17 protein-coding genes are annotated in these 15739 nt (G+C 70.5%); 12 read left to right on the top strand and 5 right to left on the bottom strand.

Features of this window, described 5'->3' with window-relative positions; translation table 11 throughout:
* Positions 1–31: 31 nt before the first annotated feature.
* The 4 genes from ASD23_RS14950 to ASD23_RS14935 all read right to left on the bottom strand — a co-directional run bounded on the left by ASD23_RS14950 (position 32) and on the right by ASD23_RS14935 (position 5012).
* The gene (locus ASD23_RS14950; RefSeq protein ID WP_056012223.1) at positions 32–1873 is read right to left on the bottom strand and encodes an HSP90 family protein; all 1842 of its coding nucleotides are present in this window, start codon (positions 1871–1873) and stop codon (positions 32–34) included.
* Positions 1870–2529 (bottom strand): metal-dependent transcriptional regulator, encoded by a 660-nt coding sequence (locus ASD23_RS14945; RefSeq protein WP_056012220.1) that lies wholly within the window; start codon positions 2527–2529, stop codon positions 1870–1872. The genes ASD23_RS14950 and ASD23_RS14945 overlap by 4 nt, the downstream gene beginning before the upstream one ends.
* Before the next feature lie 52 nt (positions 2530–2581).
* Complete coding sequence (locus ASD23_RS14940) at positions 2582–3985, bottom strand: Nramp family divalent metal transporter (RefSeq protein WP_082571483.1); 1404 nt, start codon at positions 3983–3985, stop codon at positions 2582–2584.
* 79 nt (positions 3986–4064) lie between these two features.
* Positions 4065–5012, bottom strand: a complete 948-nt coding sequence (locus tag ASD23_RS14935; RefSeq protein WP_056012217.1) for an alpha/beta fold hydrolase — start codon at positions 5010–5012, stop codon at positions 4065–4067.
* A gap of 178 nt (positions 5013–5190) precedes the next feature.
* Here ASD23_RS14935 and ASD23_RS14930 point away from each other — a divergent pair, with 178 nt between their 5' ends.
* Positions 5191–6141: an alpha/beta hydrolase gene (locus ASD23_RS14930; RefSeq protein ID WP_056013376.1), complete on the top strand. Its 951-nt coding sequence runs from the start codon at positions 5191–5193 to the stop codon at positions 6139–6141.
* Positions 6142–6145: 4 nt separating this feature from the next.
* Positions 6146–7594, top strand: a complete 1449-nt coding sequence (locus tag ASD23_RS14925) for a DHA2 family efflux MFS transporter permease subunit (protein WP_235507759.1) — start codon at positions 6146–6148, stop codon at positions 7592–7594.
* Here ASD23_RS14925 and ASD23_RS14920 read toward each other — a convergent pair.
* A complete protein-coding gene (locus ASD23_RS14920; protein ID WP_162248755.1) occupies positions 7542–7988 on the bottom strand; it encodes a GNAT family N-acetyltransferase in 447 nt (148 codons plus the stop codon). The genes ASD23_RS14925 and ASD23_RS14920 overlap by 53 nt on opposite strands.
* Before the next feature lie 289 nt (positions 7989–8277).
* On the opposite strand from ASD23_RS14920, the gene ASD23_RS14915 reads away from it, so the two are divergent.
* The 10 genes from ASD23_RS14915 to ASD23_RS14870 all read left to right on the top strand — a co-directional run bounded on the left by ASD23_RS14915 (position 8278) and on the right by ASD23_RS14870 (position 15622).
* Positions 8278–9015: an alpha/beta fold hydrolase gene (locus ASD23_RS14915; RefSeq protein WP_056012212.1), complete on the top strand. Its 738-nt coding sequence runs from the start codon at positions 8278–8280 to the stop codon at positions 9013–9015.
* Positions 9016–9197: 182 nt separating this feature from the next.
* Positions 9198–10079 (top strand): RNA polymerase sigma-70 factor, encoded by an 882-nt coding sequence (locus ASD23_RS14910; RefSeq protein WP_056012209.1) that lies wholly within the window; start codon positions 9198–9200, stop codon positions 10077–10079.
* On the top strand, positions 10066–10431 hold the full coding sequence (locus tag ASD23_RS14905) for a hypothetical protein (protein WP_056012206.1): 366 nt from the start codon (positions 10066–10068) through the stop codon (positions 10429–10431). Before ASD23_RS14910 ends, ASD23_RS14905 begins: the two co-directional genes overlap by 14 nt.
* Before the next feature lie 98 nt (positions 10432–10529).
* Positions 10530–11291, top strand: coding sequence for an SDR family oxidoreductase (locus ASD23_RS14900; protein WP_056012203.1), 762 nt, complete (start codon positions 10530–10532; stop codon positions 11289–11291).
* Between the two features lie 6 nt (positions 11292–11297).
* The gene (locus tag ASD23_RS14895; protein ID WP_056012188.1) at positions 11298–12083 is read left to right on the top strand and encodes an SDR family oxidoreductase; all 786 of its coding nucleotides are present in this window, start codon (positions 11298–11300) and stop codon (positions 12081–12083) included.
* Positions 12084–12122: 39 nt separating this feature from the next.
* Positions 12123–12884: an SDR family NAD(P)-dependent oxidoreductase gene (locus ASD23_RS14890; protein ID WP_235507758.1), complete on the top strand. Its 762-nt coding sequence runs from the start codon at positions 12123–12125 to the stop codon at positions 12882–12884.
* A 30-nt stretch (positions 12885–12914) separates the two neighbouring features.
* Positions 12915–13580, top strand: a complete 666-nt coding sequence (locus ASD23_RS14885) for a TrmH family RNA methyltransferase (protein WP_056012185.1) — start codon at positions 12915–12917, stop codon at positions 13578–13580.
* A 36-nt stretch (positions 13581–13616) separates the two neighbouring features.
* Positions 13617–14633 carry a magnesium and cobalt transport protein CorA gene (locus tag ASD23_RS14880; RefSeq protein ID WP_056012182.1) on the top strand — a complete coding sequence of 339 codons (1017 nt, stop codon included), beginning with the start codon at positions 13617–13619 and terminating at the stop codon, positions 14631–14633.
* A gap of 69 nt (positions 14634–14702) precedes the next feature.
* On the top strand, positions 14703–15071 hold the full coding sequence (locus ASD23_RS14875; RefSeq protein WP_056012179.1) for a nuclear transport factor 2 family protein: 369 nt from the start codon (positions 14703–14705) through the stop codon (positions 15069–15071).
* 212 nt (positions 15072–15283) lie between these two features.
* A complete protein-coding gene (locus ASD23_RS14870; RefSeq protein ID WP_056012176.1) occupies positions 15284–15622 on the top strand; it encodes a hypothetical protein in 339 nt (112 codons plus the stop codon).
* The last annotated feature ends 117 nt before the right edge of the window (positions 15623–15739 follow it).

The following is a 15739-nucleotide window of genomic DNA, read 5'->3' as shown; positions in this document are numbered from 1 at the left end:
CTCGGTGTCGGGCCCGGAGCGTGCCGGCCGGTCAGCGGGCGAGGCTCAGTGTCACGAGGTCGGTGAGCGCTTCGGTCAGCATCGCCCGCTCGCGGGCGCGGAGCGGTCGATGGCCCGCGAGCAGCGCCTGCACGTAGAGCAGGCGGATGGTGCGGTCGAACACGGCGCCGTCGACGTCGCCCGCGAGGGTGCGCACGAGGGGGTTGTCCCAGTTGAGGCAGAGCTTCGCCCGCGCGGCGGCGCCGCCCGCGACGGTCGCCGGGCTCTCGTCGATCCGTCTGAGCACCCCGCTCCAGAGCGGGCCGGTCATGTCGCGGGCGGCGCCGCGCGTGATCGACCGCAGCACCTCGGCGTCGGCGAGGTAGAGGCTCGCGAGATCGCTCGGCGCGAAACGGCGCACGCTCGGCTCGCAACCGACCTCGGCGAGCACTGCGCCGGCGCGGGACTCGAGCGCGAGTGCTGATGCGCGATCGGCGAGCGGCGGCACGTCGAGCGAGTCGAGCTCGCCCGAGACCGTCACGCGCTCGACGGTGACGCCGTCGAACAGCAGCGGGAGCCGGCGCAGGATGTCGGCCTCGTGGACGTACCCGCCATTCACCACGGCTCGCGAGGCCGGCACGATGCCCGCGATCTGGCGGAACTCGTCGACGGTCTCGGTGTAGCGCACGTGCGGGTGCCTCCGTACGAGTTCGTCGATCGTCATCACCCCGATCGAGGTCTCGACCGTGAGCCAGCGGGTGATGAACCCCGCGAGCTCGTCGTCGTGCAGCAGGAGCGACTTCAGCCCGAGGTGGTGGATGCCGACGAACTCGGCCAGGCGGGCGGGGCGCTCGACGGCGAGCCGCATGACCCAGGCGCGGATCGCCGCGCCGAGCTCGCCCCGAGTCGCCTCGAGTGATTCGTCCTCGATGAGGTGCTCGCGCGACGCCGTGGGCCGCAGGCCCGTCGAGTCCACGACGGCGCGCGCGAAGAACGCCCAGTCGGGCAGCAGCTCGTCGGCGCGGGGGTCGACGAGCATGCCGCCGAGGTAGACGCGGTTCGCCTGGCGCGCGCCGGGCGTCGGCGGGAACGGCAGCACGAAGGCCGTGCCGTGCGTGTCGGTGGCGGTGGAGTGCAGTTCGATGACCTCGAACGGCGCCGCGCCGACGACCTCGCGTCCGAGCTCGCCGATGTCGTCTCGGGCGTCGGCACGAGCCTCGCCCGTGAGGGCGAACACGGCCGGTCGGCCGATGCGGTCGAAGCTGCCGTCGCCGGAGCCCAGGAGGATCGGGATCGGCAGGTACTCCGCGTAGCGGCGGGCGAGCTCGCGCAGGCTCGCCGGCGAGCAGAGCTCGGCCTCGTCGGCGCGCGGCACGAGCGAGACGGTCGTGCCCACGGCGATTCCGGATGCCTCGGCGCCCTCGAGCACTCGCACCGTGAATGTGCCGTCGGTGCTGCCGACCCACTCGACGGGATCGCCGCCGCGAGCGGACCGCGACCGCACGACGATGCGGTCGGCGATCATGAAGCAGCTGAGCAGGCCGATGCCGAACTGCCCGAGGAACCCGGCGCGGGGCAGGTCGAACAGATCGCGCTTCGAGCTGCGACCGACGGTGGCGAGCAGCTCGCCGACCTCATCGGCCGTGAGGCCGACGCCGTCGTCCTCGAAGCGGAGCGCCGGCTCGCCTGCCGTCGGCGGGTGGATGCGAACACCCCATGCGGCATCGCGGCGCCCCTCGTGCTCGGCGCGAGCCGTGATGGCGTCGCGCCCGTTCTGTATGAGCTCGCGGAGGAAGACGTGGGGGCCCGAGTAGATGTGGCGGCTCAGGAGGTCGACCACGCCGCGGAGGTCGACGAGGAACGGGCGCACGTCAGGCGCCTGCTCGGCCGTCACGCGGTCAGCCAGATCGCGCTGGCCGCGCCGCTCGGCAGTTCGTGCGTCGCTCCGGCGATGCGCACGCGCGCACGCGCGTCGTCGTCGACGGACTCGATCTCGAGCTCTACGCCGGGGTGGACGCCGGCGGTCTCGAGCTCTCGCAGCAGGCCGGGGTCGCGATCGCTGATGCGGATCACGCGTCCGAGATGCCCGCGGGTGGCCTGGTCGGCCCGCACGAACGGCTCCGCGGCGATCGAGCCGTCGGCGGCGGGGATGGGGTCGCCGTGCGGGTCGCGCAGGGGGCGCCCGAGCCGAACGTCGATCGCCTCGAGCAGGCGGTCGGAGATGGCGTGCTCGAGGATCTCGGCCTCGTCGTGCACCTCGTCCCAGCCGTAGCCCATCTCCTGCACGAGCCACGTCTCGATGAGCCGGTGGCGACGCACGACCGCGAGGGCCAGCACGGTGCCCGCGTCGGTGAGTCGCACGGCGCCGTAGGGCACGTGCAAGACGAGGCCCTGGGCGGCCATCTTCTTGACCATCTCGGTGACCGACGACGGGGCGACGCCGAGCTTGCCGGCGAGCACCGAGGGCGTGATGGGGTCGGGTTGCCACTCGGTGTGCGAGTACACCGTCTTCAGGTAGTCCTCGATGGCGGGATTCTTGCTGCTGGGCATCGGCCCCAGACTATCGGGAGCCCCGCCCTTCGAGTCGGCCGCCCACAGCCGTTCAGGCGCCCGTGAACACGAGCCAGAGCAGCACGCCGTTGAGCGTGATCAGGAACACGGATGCCGCGATGCCGGCCGCCGTCGTCGCCCAGTGGTTCTTCCACTGGCCGAGCACGCCCGACCTCGCCGTGAGTGCGACGAGCGGCACGAGGGCGAAGGGGATGCCGAACGAGAGCACGACCTGGCTGAGCACGAGCGAGAGGGTGGGGTCGAAGCCGAGCCAGAGGATCGTGAGCGCCGGGATCAGGGTGACGAGCCGTCGGAGGATGAGCGGCACCCGCACGTGCAGCAGCCCGTGCATGATCTCGGCGCCGGCGTAGGCGCCCACCGACGTCGACGCGAGCCCCGACGCGAGCAGGCCGACCGCGAAGAGGGTCGCGATGACGGGTCCGAGTGCCACGCCGAGGGCCGCATAGGCGCCCTCGAGGCTGTCGGTGCCCTCGACGCCCGCGAGATTGACAGCGGCGAGCAGCAGGATGCAGAGGTTCACGGTGCCCGCGATCGCCATCGCGATCGAGACGTCCCAGCGGGTGGCGCGGAGCAGCAGCCCCGTCGGCACATCCGTCGCCGTGCCGGGAAGCAGCTCGGGAGCCTCCGAGCGGCGGCTGATGCCGAAGCCGTGCCACGCGGGCTTGGGCGTCGCTGCCGATGGGGAGGTCGACAGCGACGCGGCACGGCGCGTGACGAAGCGGTCACGGCTGAGCGCGGAGTGGGCGTAGATCGCGTGCGGCATGATCGTCGCGCCGAGGATGGACGCGGCGAGCAGCACCGAGTTCGCGTCGGCGAAGCGCGGCACGAGTCCGCCGAGGAGCCCGGCCGGGTCGGGCGGCGCCACGAAGACGCCGACGGTGAAGCCGATCGCGATGATGATGAGCAGTCCCATGATGACGAACTCGAAGGTGCGGGGCCCGCGCCGCGACTGCAGCACGAGCAGCCCGATCGAGACGGCGCCGGTGATGAGTCCGCCCCACACGAGCGGAACGTTGAAGAGCAGGTTGAGTGCCACGGCGCCGCCGATCACCTCGGCGAGGTCGGTCGCCATGGCCACGAGCTCGGCCTGCAGCCAGTAGGCGCGACGGCCCCAGCGATTGCGGATGCGCCCGCCGAGCACCTCGGGCAGGCTCCGGCCGGTCACGATCCCGAGCTTCGCCGAGAGGTACTGGATGAGCCACGCCATGACATTGCCGAGCACGACGACCCACACGAGCAGGTAGCCGTACTGCGCCCCGGCGGTCATGTTGCTCGCGACGTTGCCGGGGTCGAGGTAGGCCACGCCTGCGACGAGGGCCGGGCCGATCAGCCAGGCCACTCGGGGCACGGATGTCGCGCGCCCGCGCTGCCCGGCGGGCTCGCCCTCGGGCGCTGGATCGTTCGTGGTCGTCTCGTCGTCGAGCGTTTTCGGCATACCGAAAACGTACCAAGATTTCGGCGCACCGAAAAGCTTTCGTCACGGCAGTTCCATGCGCGGTGCGGCAGCGCCGGGTTCAGCCGACGGAGGGGATCGCGGCGGGCCGCCGCGCCGCGAGCTGCGCAGCACTGCGGATCGCGTCGGCGAAAGCGAGCGGAGCCTCCTGCGGGAGGTTGTGGCCGGCGTGCGGCACCTGCCGATGCTCATGCGGGCCGACGAAGCGGGCGCCGGCGACGGCGGCATCCCGGGCGGGGAAGTTGCCGTCGGCGAGCCCGTCGAGCGTGATCGCCGGCACGGTGATCGGGGGAAGCTGCGCCAACTGCGCTTCGAGGCGGGAGTACTCGGGTGCGCCGGGCACCTGGAACAGCCGGTGCCGGTAGGAGTGGATCACGACATCGACGTAGTCGGGGTTGTCGAATGCCGCCGCTGCACGGTCGAGTTCGGCCGCTCCGAATTCCCAGTCGGGGGAGTTGCGCCGCCAGATCACCTCCGCGATGCCGCGACGGTTCTCGGTCAGGCCGGCACGACCGCGCTCGGTGAGGAAGTAGAAGAAGTACCAGAATCCCGCTTCGAGGTCCGGACGGATCGGCTGCATCGAGGCGCTGATGTCCTGGATGAGATATCCGTTGACGGAGACGAGTGCGGTGACGCGCTCGGGCTGGAGCGCAGCGACGACGCACGCGGCACGACCGCCCCAGTCGTACCCCGCGAGGATCGCCTGCGGGATCCGGAGCGCGTCCATCAGTTCGATGACGTCCTGTCCCAGCGCGGCCTGTTGGCCGCTGCGCGGCACGGAGCCGTCGAGGAAGCGGGTGCCACCGTGCCCGCGGAGGTAGGGCACGATGACGCGGAAGCCGGCCTCCGCCAGGTTCGGCGCCACGTCGACGTAGCTGTGGATGTCGTAGGGGAACCCGTGCAGCAGCAGCACCGGCGGGCCGTCTTCGGGTCCGGCTTCGAAGTACGCGACGTCGAGGTGCTCCGTCTCGACGTGTCGCAGCGGTTCGAGTCGAGGTGTCGCGCTCATGGTGTGCTCCTTCTCGTTGCCCGGATCAGGTTCAGACGGAACCCGTCACGAGCTTCGACCGGCATCGACCCACGGTTGTGACGTCCGTCACAGCTCGACGTGCCGCCCGGTCGTAGTGGGCAGGGGCATCCGCCGGGTGCGCCGTTCGCAGGACCGACTCGATCAGGAAGGCACGATCATGACCACGCACGTTCTCGACCCCGAGGCGCAGGCGATCGCCGACGCGACCTCGACACCCCCGTTCCTCTACCAGCTCGGCGCCGACGGCGCCCGCAAGGTCCTCGACGACCTGCAGGCCGCCCCGATCGACAAGCCAGATGTCGATGAGGAGTGGATCACCGTTCCCGCCGCCGTCGGCGACGTGCGGGTGCGGATCGTCAAGCCGGTCGGCTCGACCGGGCCCCTGCCGACGATCCTCTACATCCACGGCGGCGGCTGGGTCATCGGCAACTCCGCGACCCACGACCGGCTCGTGCGCGAGATCGCCGTCGGGGTCGACGCCGCGGTGGTCTTCGTCGAGTACGACCGCTCGCCGGAGGCGAAGCATCCGGTCGCCATCGAACAGGCCTACGCGACCGCCCAGTGGATCACGCGTTCCGGTGCCGACAAGGGGCTCGACGCCTCGCGCCTGGCCGTGGCCGGCGACTCGGTCGGCGGCAACATGACCGCGGTCGTCGCGATCCTCGCGAAGCAGCGCGGCGACGTGTCGTTCGTGCACCAGTCGCTCTACTACCCCGTGACGGATGCCGCGCAGGACACCGACAGCTACCGCGAGTTCGCCGACGGCCCGTACCTGACGGCCGCCGCCATGGCGTGGTTCTGGGACAGCTACCTGCCGGATGTCGCGAAGCGGGCCGACATCACGGCGTCACCGCTTCGGGCGACGACCGAGCAGCTGGCCGGGCTTCCCGAGACCTTCCTGATCACCGACGAGAACGACGTGCTCCGCGATGAGGGCGAGGCGTACGCGCGGCGGCTCGTGGAGGCGGGCGTGCGCACCACGAGCGTGCGCTACAACGACACGGTGCACGACTTCATGATGCTGAACCCGCTCCGCCCATCGGCCGCCGTCACGGCTGCCGTCGAGCAGGCGGTGCACATCCTGCGGAAGGCCCTGGGCCGGGGTTGAGCGAATGACGACCACGTGGATGACCGCGCCTCAGCGCACCGTGCTGGTGGTGGCGATCCTCGCCTCGTTCGCCGCGTTCCTCGATGGGAGCGCGGTGAACGTGGCCCTGCCCGCGATCAGCGCCGAGCTCGGCGGGGGACTCCCCTCGCAGCAGTGGGTGGTGGACGCGTACCTGCTGAGCCTCGGCGCGTTCATCCTGCTCGCCGGCTCCCTCTCCGATGCGTTCGGTCGCAGGCGCGTGCTGTTGACCGGACTCATCGGATTCGGGCTCACCTCGGTGGCCTGCGCGATCGCGCCGACGGTCGAGACGCTGATCCTCATGCGGGGCCTGAAGGGCGTCTTCGGCGCCCTCCTCGTTCCGAGCTCGCTCGCTCTCATCCTCGACGCCTTCAGCACCGGGAAGCAGAACCGTGCGATCGGGATCTGGACGGCGTTCACGAGCATCGCCTCGATCGCCGGGCCGGCGCTCGGCGGAGTGCTCGTCGATGCGCTGTCGTGGCGATGGGTGTTCGGCATCAACGTGCTGCCCATCGCCCTCGGCGTCGTGCTCGCGCACCGCCTCGAGCAGGATCCGCCCCGCTCCTCGGCGGCTCACGTGGACGTCGTCGGCGCGCTGCTCGGGGTCGCCGGGCTCGGACTCCCCGTGTTCGTGCTCATCGAGCAACCCCGATTCGGGTGGGAGTCGCCGATCATCATCGGTGCGCTCGTCGTCGGGGTCATCAGCCTGATCGGGTTCATCGCGTGGGAGCTCCGCACGTCGCAGCCGATGCTGCCCATGGGGATCTTCCGCGCGCGGAACTTCTCCGTCGGCAACGTCGCGACGTTCTTCGTCTACGCCGGGCTCTCGCTCGGCACGTTCGCGCTCGCGGTGTTCCTGCAGCAGAGCGCCGGGTACTCGGCGACGATGACCGGTCTCGCGATGATCCCGTCGAGCCTGGTGCTGATCGGCCTGTCCGCGTACATCGGGCGGCTGAGCGGCCGCGTCGGAACCCGGCTCCTGATGGGCGCGGGGCCGGTCATCGCGGGCGGCGGCTTCGCGTTGATGCTCGCCATCACCGACGAGGCCGACTACCTCACGCAGGTGCTTCCGGCCGTGATCGTCTTCGGCCTCGGCATGGCCGTGACGGTCGCCCCGCTCACGGCGACGATCCTCGGCGCGGTCGAACCGGCGCACGCGGGCATCGCCTCCGCGACGAACAACGCGGTCTCCCGGATCGCGGGCCTGATCGCCGTCGCACTCGCCGCATCCCTGGGCGGATCGGTGAGCATCGACCTCGACAGCTTCCACCGGCTCGTGGCCTCGTCGGCGATCGCCATGCTCATCGGCGGCGTGATCTCCGGCGTCGGCATCCGGGACACCGCGCGCCGCGCCGTGCGGCCACGCGTCCGCGCCGCTGCGGTCAGATCTGCTCAGGAGCGAGCAGATCCGCGTACTGCGGATTCTCGGCGATGAAGGCCGCGACGACGGGGCACCGCACCGTGATGCGCTGCCCCCGGTCGCGGAGGTCGTCGAGCGCGTCCGCGATGAGATCGGCGGCGATGCCGCGCCCGCGGAACTCGGGCGCGACCGTCGTGGTGAGCACGATGATGCGGCCGTCCACGACGTCGTAGCGGAAGCTCGCGATCTGCCGGTCGTCGATGATCGCGGCGTACACGTGCTCCTCGGAGCGATGGACCAGCCGGATCTCCGACGCGGTATCGGCCGAGGGGCGGTCGACGTCCTGGATGGAGCGGGTCGTCTCCTCGTCGACGAGGGCCACGGTGCCCTCGTCGAGGAAGCCCGCCCCGTCGGGATATCCGGCCGAATCGGGGTACTCGATCCGCTGATCACGATCGGTTGCGCTCATCATGTCCTCCAACGTTCGATCACGAATGGCGACAGGCACGGCGGCGGGTGGGACCAGTCGTGGTCTGCTTGGCGCAACCTCTGACGAAGCCACCTGAAACCCGGTACTCCCGCTCTTGCCTCACGACTCGGCCGAGCCTGTCATGAGCAATGACCGAGCGGATGGCGGAGTTGTGACCGACCGGCCGGACGACGCGTGCCTCCGGCCCCGGTCACAACACGCCGTCGTGTCCGGTCTCAGCTGTTACCGCCCCGCAGACGGCGGGAACGGTTCGAGAAGGGGAACAGCCATGTCAGATCAGAAGCCGACCGTCGTGTTCGTGCACGGCGCATTCGCCGAGTCCGCCAGCTGGAACGGCGTCATCGCGGCACTCTACGCCGAGGGTGTCACCTCGGTCGCGGTCGCCAACCCGCTGCGCAGCCTCGCCGGCGACGCCGCGTACGTTCGCGACGTGATCGCCTCGATCGATGGGCCGGTCGTGCTCGTCGGCCACTCGTACGGCGGGCTCGTCATCAGCGAGGCATCCGCAGGCAACGACCAGGTCGTCGGCCTGGTCTACGCCGCGGCGTTCGTGCCCGAACCCGGCGACAGCGCCTTCTCGCTCTCGGCGAGCGAGCCCGGCTCGACGCTGGGCGACGCCCTCGACGTGCGCCCCGTCTCGACGGGGGGCAATGAGTTCGTGATCCGCCGCCCCGCGTTCCGCGACCAGTTCGCCGCCGACGTGCCCGTGCAGGTCGCGGGCCTCATGGGTGCGACCCAGCGCCCGGTGACCGAGGCAGCGCTCACGGACGCCGTGCAGGCGGCGATCCCCGGCTGGAAGGACCGCCCGTCATGGCACGTCTTCGGCAGCGAGGACCGCAACATCCCGGTCGCCGTGCACCGGGCCGGCGCCCAGCGGGCGGGCTCGCGTGGCACGACCGAGCTCACGGGTGCCTCCCACGCCGTCAGCGTCTCGCAGCCCGAGGCGGTGGCCGCCACGATCCTCGAAGCCGTGCGCGGAGTGAGCGGCAACCGGGCGGCCGCGTAGGCGGCGTTCGCCGATCGCTGCCGGGTGCGCGCGACCCGTCTTCCGGTCCCGCGCACCCGCAGCAGCGGGTGGTGCTCGGAGTTCCCGAATCGATTTCCAGAATGCTGTCACAACCGCGCGTGCTCTCCGGTCTCAGTTGGAAAGGACTGCTGTCGTCCTCCACCGACTGACAGGATCAGATCATGGAAGCGAACCTCGACGAGGCGCTCGCCGCCTTCCAGGCCGTGCGCGGGCGGCTCTTCGGCATCGCGTACCGCATGCTCGGCAGCGCGAGCGAGGCCGAGGACATCGTGCAGGAGGCGTGGCTGCGATGGCAGGGCACCGACCGCACGGTCGTGCAGGACCCGCCCGCATTCCTCGCGACGGCCACGACCCGCCTCGCGATCAATGCCCTGCAGTCGGCGCGGAGCCAGCGTGAGACCTACATCGGCCCGTGGTTGCCCGAACCGGTCGACACGAGCGCCGACCCGACGCTCGGTGCCGAGCGTGCCGAGGCGCTCGGTTTCGCCGTGCTCGTCATGCTCGAGCGCCTCACCCCGACGGAGCGGGCCGCCTACGTGCTGCGCGAGGCGTTCGCCTACCCGTACGAGCAGATCTGCGAGATCGTGCAGGTCTCCGAGGCTGCCGCCCGGCAGCTCGTCTCGCGCGCTCGGAAGCATCTCACCGGTGAGCGCCGTCGAGAGGTCCCGCAGTCCGAACAGCGACGACTGCTCGGGGCGTTCCTGGCGGCGGCGAAGACCGGCGACCTCATCCAGCTGGAGCAGCTGCTCTCGGAAGACGTCGTCTCGTACACCGACGGCGGCGGGGTCGTGCGCGCCTCCAAGTTCCCGGTGATCGGGCGCGAGCGCGTCGCGAAGTTCGTGCGCGCCTTCCACACGCATTTCTGGAACGGCGTGGACATCACCGAGGCCGAGACGAACGGCCAGGCGTCGGTGATGCTCTCGAAGGACGGCGCCACCTTCGCCGTGGTCACCCTGGTCATCGGTGCACAGGGCATCGACCAGGTCCTGTGGATGATGAACCCCGGCAAACTCGGGGCTGTGACCGCTCGTGCCGCCGTATGACCTCGCTGCCCGCCTGCGCGCCGCGCTCGATCATGGAGACGAGCTCGCACTGGCGGGTGCTCTGAACCGCGACGTGTGCATGGTCGTCGATTCGGGCGACGAGGCGGGGGGAGAGCTGCGTGACCGCGGACGCGTCGTCCGTGGGCTGCGCGATCAGCAGGCGAGGCATCCGGATGCCTCGTGGGTCACCGTGCACGTCAACGGGCAGGCGGGTCTGGCGCTCCGACGGCCGAACGGCGAGGTCGTCGGTGTGCTCAGCATCGACGGCACGGCCGCGATCGCACGGCTGTGGCTCTGCACCTCACCCCGGAAGCTCGCCGGCTGGAATCGCCGCAGACCCGAGATCGACTGAGCGGATTCCGAGAATCCCGTCACAGATCCGATGGGCGCCCGGTCTGAGCTTCATGACGGCAGCGGATCCGCCGCGGCCCCGACGGAAGGCACCCAGTCATGAAGATCGTCGTCATCGGAGGCACCGGCCTCATCGGATCCAAGGTCGTCGAGCACCTCGTCGAGCACGGCCACGAGGCGATCGCGGCATCGCCGAACTCGGGCGTGAACACCATCACCGGTGAGGGACTCCCCGAGGTGCTCGTGGGTGCGAACGTCGTCGTCGACGTGTCGAACTCGCCGTCGTTCGCCGACGACGACGTGCTCGCGTTCTTCACGACGTCGACCTCGAACCTGCTCGCGGCCGAGCGTGCAGCCGGCGTGACCCACCACGTGGCCCTCTCGATCGTGGGCGCTGAACTCCTGCCGAGCAGCGGCTACCTGCGCGCCAAGGTCGCACAGGAGCAGCTCATCGAGGAGTCTGGGCTTCCGTTCTCGATCGTGCGCGCCACCCAGTTCTTCGAGTTCGCCGGACGCATCGCCGACGAGGCGACCGTCGACGGCGTGGCGCGGCTGAGCACGGGCCTCATGCAGCCGATCGCGGCAGCGGATGTCTCGGCCGCCGTCGCCCGGGTCGCCGCCGGCGACCCGATCAACGGCACCCTCGAGATCGGCGGGCCCGAGCGCTTCGGCCAGGACGAGTTCGTTCGCGTCGGCCTGACGGCGAAGGGCGACCCCCGCACCGTGATCGGCGACCCCGAGGCGCCGTACTTCGGCACGAAGCTGACCGGCACCGAGCTCGTGCCGCTGAGCGCCGACGCGCAGTTGTCGACGACGACGTTCGCCGAATGGCTCGCCGCGCAGTCGGCCCCGGTGAAGTAGCCCGCCATGCGCATCTCGGTCATCGGCGGCACCGGCCTCATCGGCACGCGACTCGTGGCGCAGCTCATCGCCGACGGCCATGACGTCGTCGTGGCGTCACGCGCGACCGGCGTCAACTCCTACACCGGCGAGGGTCTCGCAGAGGCCCTCGCCGGTGCGGAGGCGCTCATCGACGTCTCGAACTCCGACTACCTCGACGAGGCGGGCGCGAACGAGTTCTTCTACGGCTCGACACTGAACCTCCTCACGTACGGCGCCGCGGCGGGCGTGGCGCATCACGTCGCGCTCTCGGTCGTCGGCACCGACCGGCTCGCGCGCACCGAGGGCGGTTACTTCGCTGCGAAGGCGGCGCAGGAGCGGCTCATCCGCCAGTCGGGGCGGCCCTATTCGATCGTGCACGCGACCCAGTTCTTCGAGTTCATCGCGAACATCGCCGACGCCGGCACCGACCGGAACGTCGTGCGGCTCTCGCGGGCGCTCTTCCAGCCGATGGCCGCTGACGACGTCGCCGCCGCCGTGGCGACGGTCGCCGTCGGCAAGCCGGTGAACCGCGTCGTCGAGTTCGCCGGTCCGGAGCAGTTCCGCCTCGAGGAGCTCGTGCGACGCCGGCTCCGCGACCGCAACGACCTCCGCGAAGTGCGGGTCGATCCGCTCGCCCGGTACTTCGGCACCGACCTCGACGAGCGCGAGCTGCTGCCCGGCCCCGACGCGACGATCGCGACGACTCGATACGAGGAGTGGATCGACGCCGGCGGTCGGCCGAACGTGGCACTCGAGGGCACGCCGGCGTAACGCGATCGCCGGCAGAACACACCGCTGAAAGGACCCGCAGTGAACTCCGAAGCATCCCGTGATGTGCAACGCCCGCTCGAGGGAAAGGTCGTGCTCGTCACCGGGGCATCGTCCGGCATCGGCCGCGACACGGCGCTGGCACTGTCGGCGGCCGGTGCGCAGGTCGCCATCGGCGCTCGCCGCATCGATCGCCTCGCCTCCCTGGTCGAGGCGGCAGCCGGCGAGGTCGTGCCGCTGCAGCTCGACGTCACCGACCCGGTGTCGGTGCAGCGCGCCGTCGTCGATACGGTCGGCCACTTCGGCCGCCTCGACGCGCTCGTGAACAACGCAGGGCTCATGCAGAGCGGCCTGATCCTCGGTGCCGACGTGAGTGAATGGCGGCGAATGGTCGACACCAACCTCCTCGGCTCGATGTACGCGGTGCACGCCGCCCTGCAGTTCCTCCTCGAGTCGAAGGGCGCCGTCGTGCAGGTGTCGTCGACCGCCGCACGCTCGGCCTCGCTCGGCAGCGGCGTGTACGCCGCCACGAAGTTCGGCATCAGCGCTTTCTCCGAGTCGCTGCGCCAGGAGGTCACCCGTCGGGGCGTCCGGGTGATCGTGGTCCAACCGGGATTCGTCGACACCGAGCTCACGAGCCACATCACCGATCCGACCATGCAGGCTGCAGCAGCAGAGATCGCGGCGTCGATGCGCACCCTCCGTCCCGACGACATCGCGGCGGCGATCATCTACGCGCTCGGCCAGCCCGAGCACGTCTCGGTCAACGAGATCCTCGTCCGCCCGACCGATCAGGTGCAGTAGCGACGCCGGAAGGCGGGATAGCGTGGCAGGGTGAACGCAGAGCCCAGCGAATCGAGCGGCGAGCCGCCGCTGACCCACGGCGTCGGGCCGTGGCCCGGCGGCGAGGCGGAGTGGCCGGAGGATCCGCACTTCGACCCCGAGCTGCTCGAGCACGGCGACACGCGCAATGTCATCGACCGCTACCGCTACTGGCGCATGGACGCGATCGTCGCCGACCTCGACGAGCACCGGCACCCGTTCCACGTCGCCATCGAGAACTGGCAGCACGACATGAACATCGGCTCGATCGTGCGGAGCGCCAACGCCTTCGCCGCCGATACCGTGCACATCATCGGCCGCCGACGCTGGAACAAGCGGGGCGCGATGGTCACCGACCGCTATCAGCACGTCGTCTACCACCCGGATGTCGCGGCCTTCGCCGAATGGGCGCACGAGGCATCCGTGCCGGTGATCGCCGTCGACAACGTCGAGGGCTCCGTGCCGATCGAGGCGTTCGCGTGGCCCGAGCGCTGCGTGCTGCTCTTCGGGCAGGAGGGGCCGGGCCTCTCGGCCGAGGCCACCGACGCGGCCGACGCGATCGTCGAGATCACGCAGTATGGTTCCACCCGCTCGCTGAACGCGAGCGCCGCGGCCGCGATCGCCATGCACTCGTGGGTGCTGACGCACGCGGTGCCGGAGGCCTGGCGTGGGCGCTGACCCACGCCGTGCCGGAGGCCTGACAGACTTGGCCCGATGACGGTCATCGACAACGCGATCTACCGCGACGGCACGCGCGTCGCGACTCCGACGAGCCTCGACGAGACGTTCGAGCAGCGCGCCGAGCACGGCGGCTTCGCCTGGATCGGGCTCTACCGTCCCAGCGATGCCGAGCTCGACGCGCTCGCCGCGGAGTTCGGCCTGCACCAGCTCGCCGTGGAGGACACACGGAAGGGCCACCAGCGGGCCAAGCTCGAACGCTACGGCGACACGCTCTTCGTGGTGCTGCGCCCCGCGCGCTACCTCGACGCCGAGGAGGAAGTCGAGTTCGGCGAGCTGCACGTGTTCATCGGCCCCGACTTCGCGATCACGATCCGCCATGCGGAGTCGCCGAACCTCGCGCGTGTGCGCCGTCGGCTCGAGGCCGCGCCGGAGCTGCTCGCCAAGGGCCCCGAGGCGGTGCTCTACGCCGTGCTCGACGAGGTCGTCGACGAGTACGCGCCGGTCGACGCGGGTCTCGAGAACGACATCGACGAGATCGAGGAGCAGCTCTTCTCGGGCGACCCCGTCGTCACCAGGCGCATCTACGACCTCGCGAGCGAGGTCATGGAGTTCCAGCGCGCGACGAGGCCGCTCGTGGGCATGTTCGACGCGCTGGAGCGCGGCTTCGAGAAGTACGCGATCGACCTCGAGCTGCAGCGGTACCTGCGCGACGTGAAAGACCACGTGATCCGCATCGTCGAGCGCGGCGACACGTTCCGGCAGCTACTGCAGAACGCGCTGCAGGTGCACTCCGCACTCGTCGCGCAGCGGCAGAACGAGGAGACGAAGGTGCTCTCCGAAGCGGCCGTCGCCCAGAGCGAGCAGGCCAAGAAGGTCTCGAGCTGGGCGGCGATCATCTTCGCGCCGACGCTCGTGGCCGGCATCTACGGCATGAACTTCACGCACATGCCCGAGCTCGACAAGCCCTGGGGCTATCCGTTCGCGGTCGCGCTCATGCTCGCCTTCGCCGGCGTGCTGTACGGGCTCTTCAAGCGCAAGGGATGGCTCTGACCGCCGGCTTCCAGCGGTCCTTTCGCGCAGCCTCTTCCCGCGGCATCCGTTCGCGGTTACCGTTGGGGCATGACCGAGATCACCGATGATCTGCCCGCTCGACTCATGCACGAGGAACACGCCGGATGGCGGGCGATCGTCGAGGGCCGGGGCGGTGAGCACTACCAGCGCGCGATGACCCGTGACGCGCTCATGATCGTCGACGGAGCCGCGTTCGGGCGCGACGAGATCCTGACCGCGATGCGGAGCGCTCCGCCGTGGGACGAGTACCACCTGCACGAACCGGCCGTGATCCGGCTCGGCGATCGCGCCGGCATCCTCGTCTACCGGGCCGAGGCCCGTAGGGGCGACGACACCGTGAACCTGCGGATGTCGACGACCTACCTCATCGAGGGCGGTTCGTGGAGGGTTGCGGCGCACCAGCAGACCGCCGCCTGACGGAAGATTCCCCGTCGGCGCGCTCGACCGCGCCGCTGCGTGACGTCCCCCGGTTCTGCTCGGTGACGTCCCCCGGTTTGGGGTACGACGCCCGCTTCGCATCGGCCTACCCTTCAGGTGTGCGCGATACCGGCCACCTCGGCATCCGCACCGGGTGGGGCGCTCCCGCAGGGAGCGGCACCCCCAGATCCGAGTCGAGGGGAGACTCACCGATGTCCAACATCTCACGCCGTCTCACGGCAGGGCTCGCGGCGGTTCCGTTCATCGCCCTCAGCGTGCTCGGCGCCGGTGTCGCGGCCAACGCGACGTCGCCGGTCGACGGCGACCACAAGGTGCCGTACTGCCACGCGACCCACAGCGCCAAGAACCCGTTCGTCTACATCGAGACCGACAAGATCGCCGTCGTCAAGGCGCATGCGAAGCACCAGGACGACGAAGACGTGTACCCGGGCTTCTGGTACGACGACCACGGCACCCCGACGTGGTTCGAGGGGCGCGGCGACCCCGACTTCGCCGAGAACGGCTGCACAGGGGAACGTCCTCCGAGCTGAGCTGGTGCTCGACTCGGTGGTCGATCAGCAGGGGGAAGCGATCGACAGCTCGGGTGGGCCGGCCGGGGGGACGGCTCGCCCGAGTGATCTCGCGCCGCGTGCGCGCCGACTCGATCG

Source organism: Agromyces sp. Root1464 (assembly GCF_001427265.1).
GTDB classification, from domain to species: Bacteria; Actinomycetota; Actinomycetes; order Actinomycetales; family Microbacteriaceae; genus Agromyces; species Agromyces fucosus.
This window is presented reverse-complemented; position numbering and strand designations above follow the sequence as displayed.